Below are 5,310 nucleotides of genomic sequence, written 5' to 3' on the forward strand. Positions count from 1 at the left end.
GAATACTGGTAGGGCTGCAAGAAAAAGGTCGTAGATAAAGGGGTTAAAATGATTGCTTTTGACCTCTTTCATGATGGACAAAACTTTTTCTTCAGGTAAAGCTGCTCTATAATCCCTGTCATTACTTAAAGCATCATATACATCAGCAATAGCAACAATCTGGGCTGATTGAGGTATTGCATCATCTTTGAGCCCGTGGGGATAGCCGGAACCATCCCATTTTTCATGATGGTACTCAGCAATATCTGTAGCCATTTGGATAAGAGGGATCTTTGTTCCTTCGAGTATCTTTTTCCCAATCAGGGTATGTCCTTTTATTATTTCAAATTCTTCGGCAGTCAGCTTGCCAGGTTTATGAAGGATTTCATCTGGAATACCTATTTTGCCAACATCGTGCATTGGTCCGGCAACACGCATATAATCAACTCTTTCCTGATCCCAACCAATTTTTTCAGCTAGAATTGCCCCAAACAAGCCAATTCTTTTAATATGCGCTCCTGTCTCTTCGTCTCTGTACCCGGAGGCAGATATCAATTTAAGCGCAATTTCCTCTTCCCGCTGATAGATATCTGCGGTTCTTTCTCTAACTTCTTGTTCTAAATGTCTCTCATATTTTTGATGTTCTAAAACTATTCGGCGGCGCTCTAATGCATTGAAGATATTAATTATAAATTCATTTCGCTCAAAAGGCTTAATGATATATCCGAATGCGCCTTTCTCTAATGTCAAAACAGCCGTTTCTCTTTTATCTACTGCAGTTGCCATTATCATTGCAGTTGTTGGAAATTCTTTGCTGACAATATTTAAAAAATCGATCCCCGATTTACCTGGCATCATGATGTCAGAAACGACTAAGGCATAATTGCTTCGGCGCATTAAAGAGACTGCATCATCAACACAATAAGCCGTATCGCATGAAATCCCTTCACTTTTCAACCAACTTGCCACCATATCACACAAGTCTTTTTCATCATCTACAATTAAAATATTGGCTTTTGATATATTAATTGCCTTTCTTGATTTATAAATGTCCATTACTTTATCACCAAAAATTTGAAGTTATGAAGGGAGACGATTATCAAGAGCTGCTACCTAAACCGATGTGCTAAGCGAAGGTAAACTGCTTCTAAAAAATTAAGGTTAACCAATTCAATTAACAAATCAAATATCACTGGCCATCCAACACTTTCCGGATCAGCTTGGAAATGGTACCTTTGGTCATAGGTTTTAAGGCAAACTCTTTTATCCCCAAACCCTTTGCCGAATCTTCATCAATAAGATTACTGTATCCGGTACAAAGGATAATCGGAATATCGGGCCGTATCTGCATCATTCGTCTGGCGAGGTCTGAACCCGTCATGTCTGGCATGGTCTGATCTGTTATGACCATGTCAAAATCGTTTGGAGTATTCTGGAATGTCGCCAGTGCTTCAATACTGCTACGTCGGACAGTTACATGGTAGCCCAACCGTCCAAGCATATCCTTACCCATTTCAGCGAGAAGTTCCTCGTCATCAATGAACAAGATCCGCTCCCTGCCTTCTGGCAGATCGTCAGATCCTTTTATTTCTGGTATGGCGTCCTTTTGAATTACTGGAATGTAAACATGAAAAGTCGATCCTTTACCTAACTGGCTATCAACTGTAATCGCTCCGCCGTACTCTTTCATTATTCCGTGAATAATTGCCAGACCCATACCCGAGCCTTTGCCAATCTCTTTGGTGGTAAAATAAGGGTCGAATATCTTTTCAATAACATCAGGCCCAATGCCGCTTCCCGTATCGGACACAGTAAGTACAATGTTTTCACCTGGGGTAACTTGCAAAAGCATTGTTTGATCATCCGTGTCGATGAAAGTGGTCTCCAAGGTCACTGAAAGCTCTCCACCTGTGGTTTCCATAGCATGGTAAGCGTTGGTGCAGAGATTCATCAAAATCTGATGAATTTGAGTTGGATCAGCCAGGACGGTTCCGCTCTTTGGATCTATGTTTTCGGTAATGCTTATCGTGGTTGGAATTGAAGACCGGAGCATCTTCAGTCCCTCTTTAATGAGTGGTTGCATTTTCATTGGTATGCGATCAACCTGAGCTTGGCGGCTAAAGGCAAGGATCTGTTTCACCAGGTCTTTTGCTCTATTTGCGGCAGATAATACCTTATCAAGGTCTTCTTGATATTTTGTTCCTGGAGGAGCATCTTCTTTAGCCATCTGGCTAAAGCCAAGAATCACACCAAGGATATTATTAAAATCATGGGCTATGCCGCCAGCAAGGGTGCCAATGGCCTCCATCTTTTGGGCTTGATTGAGTCGCCCTTCAATATCTTTTTTTTCCCTTTCTATCTTCCTGCGGTCCGATATATCAACGAAGGATATTACCTCACCAATAATATCCATATTTTTTTTCATTGGATGACACCAGTATTCTACCTCAAAACTGCTGCCATCTGCCTTCCACATGACATCATTGTCATTAAGAAAAGATTTTTCACCTTTGAGCACCCGTTGAGATCTACATTCGTCAAATGAACAACTTGAACCGTTCTCTCTTGTATGGTGAACGATTTCGTGAATATTCTTTCCGAGTAACTCTTCCTTTTCTTGATAGCCGAATAAGTTTAAACAAGCAGGGTTGCAAAAAACACAGATTCCCTCTTTATCAATTCCATAAATGCCTTCAGCGGTAGAATTTAATAATAAAGAAATCATTTCTTCTTTTTCTCTCAAGTGGTTTTCTGCCTTGGTTCGTTCCTTGACCTCTTGTATCAGTGCCTTATTCATCGCAGACAATTCTTTAGTACGCTCCTCTACCTTTTTTTCAAGATCAGCTTTAGCCGTAATAAGTTGATCTTGCATATGTTTTATTCGAAACATTACCTTGATACGGGCGGCAAGTTCCAGGTTGTCAATGGGTCTGGGAATGAAATCATCAGCCCCCGCCTCCAATCCCTGGACGCGCAAATTAGAGTCGGACGTGTGGGCTGTGATGAGCAGCACAGGGATTTGACTGGTTTGGTGGATTTGCTTTAATTGACGGCACAGTTCAATACCATTTTTTCCCGGCATTTGAATATCACTTAAAATGCCATCGGGGTGGTATTCCAGAGCCATTTTCACAGCCATATCAGCATTAGATGCGGTATGAACGATGCAGGTAGGTATGTATTCGGCGACCAGTTGCTCAATGATGAAGAGGTTGTCTGGTCGGTCATCGACAACCAGCAAAACCGGTATTTTTTCAGTCATATGTGTATCCTTTTCGAAGGTAGATGATGAGTGGTGTTGTCATGACAATAACCCTTTAGTCCTCAATTTCGTAATGATTTCCGCAAAAAGCAGATCATTAATAAGGGAAAGCTCCAGTTGTTCGAGTGCGTAGAGTGAAAATTCGACGTTTGCCTTTTCTTTCGAGGCACGTATGCCAAGCATTGAGCTGATAATACAGGAGGCCTTGACAATTATAGCCGGGCTTAATTTTTCCTGCTCTATGTCGGGCAAATTGAGTGGAGATATCGCTTCAATAATTATTGGAGGTATATGCCATTGTGATAATAAGGTTCGAGCCAGATGTCTGTGCTGTATTGCAATTTCTGAATCATGTTTTATTAAAAACAGACAGTCATCCAAGGCGTAAATGTCGGATTCGGGATTAATATTTCCATCAGCCAGTTGGGCCGCGATACAGCCAATTGGGTGCAACAAAGCAGCAGCAAAAACCTGCAGTTGCAGGTCAGGGTTGACCTTTGCGGCAATATGCTGAGCGGCAATAGCGCTTGCCAGGCAGTGGCGAGACAAATCCTTCTGGTCAATACCTGACTTAGACAGAAGGTTTTCGTTGTACTTTTCTGCTGCGGCAACAACACAGACACGACGAAACTGGTGTGCTCCAAGACGGGAGAGGGCGGTGTTAAATGAATCGATTTCACCAGGGACGCCGTAATACCTTGAATTGCACATCTGTAGGACATGCAGGGCCAGCACAAAATCCTGCCAAAGGATTTCCTCTACATAATGCCAGTCAATGGCACTCTGATGTATGGCATCAAAAAGCTTTGTGGCGACCTGCGGACTGGGTTGCAAATGAGCCAAAGTTTGGCTGATTTGGTTTAAGGGGGATCCCGTCAGCAGTTTTTCACTCTTAGTTGCAATCGGCACCATGTCTCCAGAGCGAATTTCTTGAATTTGCAGATCGCCGTTTTTTACCCAAATTCGAATGGTGCGCCCGCAGTCACCCCCTGTTTGTTTTTTGGTGACGGGTATACTCGCCTTTGCCAGCAATGAGAGTACCTGTGCGGTGTTGTCAGAACCGATGCTATGTTTTATATCAGCCTTCAAACAGGCACCGCCGACAATGGCTGCCTTTAAATTGGAACGTACTGCTCCCTGGTGTTCCATTTCAGCAATCAGCAGCGGAATTCCGGTGTCAGCATAAAAGGCGTTGGAGTCACCGCCACGAGGAGCAGTTCGGTTGCCGGGCAGGACAATATGTATCAGGCCGGCAATTTTATTGCTGTCGTCAAAGAGGGCTACGGCAACACATGAACCTACACAGGTGTATAAAACTTCCTCCTGGTCTGTCGATACCAGCATCGTGCCGATCGCCACATGCCTGATCGTCCTGGTTGTCAACTTAGCCCATCCATTTTCTAACTTTTTCCTGCAGTTCATCAGGGTTTATTGGTTTTGAGATATAGTCATCAGCCCCTGCTGCCATAATATTTTCTCTGTCACCCTTCATGGCCCTGGCGGTGAGGGCAATGATTGGAATAGGTTTTGTAGTTGGGTTCTTCTTGAGAGTTTTTATGGCATCGATGCCGCTCATCATTGGTAGTTGATTGTCCATCAGAATCAGATCCGGCATTTTTGCCCCGGTCATCTGCACGCCCTGCTCACCATTTTCAGCGATAAGGATCTCGCAGCCTTCTTCTTCGATGATAGCGGCAATGGTCAGCCGATTGTCGGCATTATCTTCAACCATGAGGATCCTGCCGGGCCCCGATCGTGCTGGTTTGGCTGCCGGTTTCTTTAGTTGATTTTGCGGGGTGGCAACTAATCGTTTCACACTGGCAATCAGTTGTTCGCGGTCTGCTGCGCCTTTTTGAATCAGCTGCTGAACATTATTATTGGTCAATTTAGCCCGTTCTGAGGCTGTTATTTCCTTTGCTGTGAGGATAAGCACAGGGATAATGGCGGTTTCCGGCCGGGATCTGATCTGTTCCAAGACCTGAAAACCGTCAACTCTCGGCATCATCAGATCAAGGACAATACCGGCAGGAATGCTCTGCTTAACATGGGCCAACCCTTCTACGCCGTCT

General features: G+C 43.8%; 4 protein-coding genes. All 4 read right to left on the reverse strand.

Annotation, left to right across the window (positions count from 1 at the left end):
* Window positions 1-1,035 (reverse strand): response regulator (locus HQK80_15120; GenBank protein MBF0223525.1); only part of this gene is annotated, 1,035 nt, incomplete at its 3' end.
* A 133-nt stretch (window positions 1,036-1,168) separates the two neighbouring features.
* The gene (locus HQK80_15125) at window positions 1,169-3,241 is read right to left on the reverse strand and encodes a response regulator (GenBank protein ID MBF0223526.1); all 2,073 of its coding nucleotides are present in this window, start codon (window positions 3,239-3,241) and stop codon (window positions 1,169-1,171) included.
* A 39-nt stretch (window positions 3,242-3,280) separates the two neighbouring features.
* Window positions 3,281-4,624, reverse strand: coding sequence for an HDOD domain-containing protein (locus HQK80_15130; protein MBF0223527.1), 1,344 nt, complete (start codon window positions 4,622-4,624; stop codon window positions 3,281-3,283).
* A gap of 1 nt (window position 4,625) precedes the next feature.
* Window positions 4,626-5,310 (reverse strand): response regulator (locus tag HQK80_15135; protein MBF0223528.1); only part of this gene is annotated, 685 nt, incomplete at its 5' end.

The organism is Desulfobulbaceae bacterium, assembly GCA_015231515.1.
Taxonomy (GTDB): Bacteria; Desulfobacterota; Desulfobulbia; order Desulfobulbales; family VMSU01; genus JADGBM01.

Coding starts and splice junctions, on each gene's coding strand:
- HQK80_15125 (MBF0223526.1), bottom strand. CDS start 3,241: ATGACTGAAAAAATACCGGTTTTGCTGGTTGTCGATGACCGACCAGAC.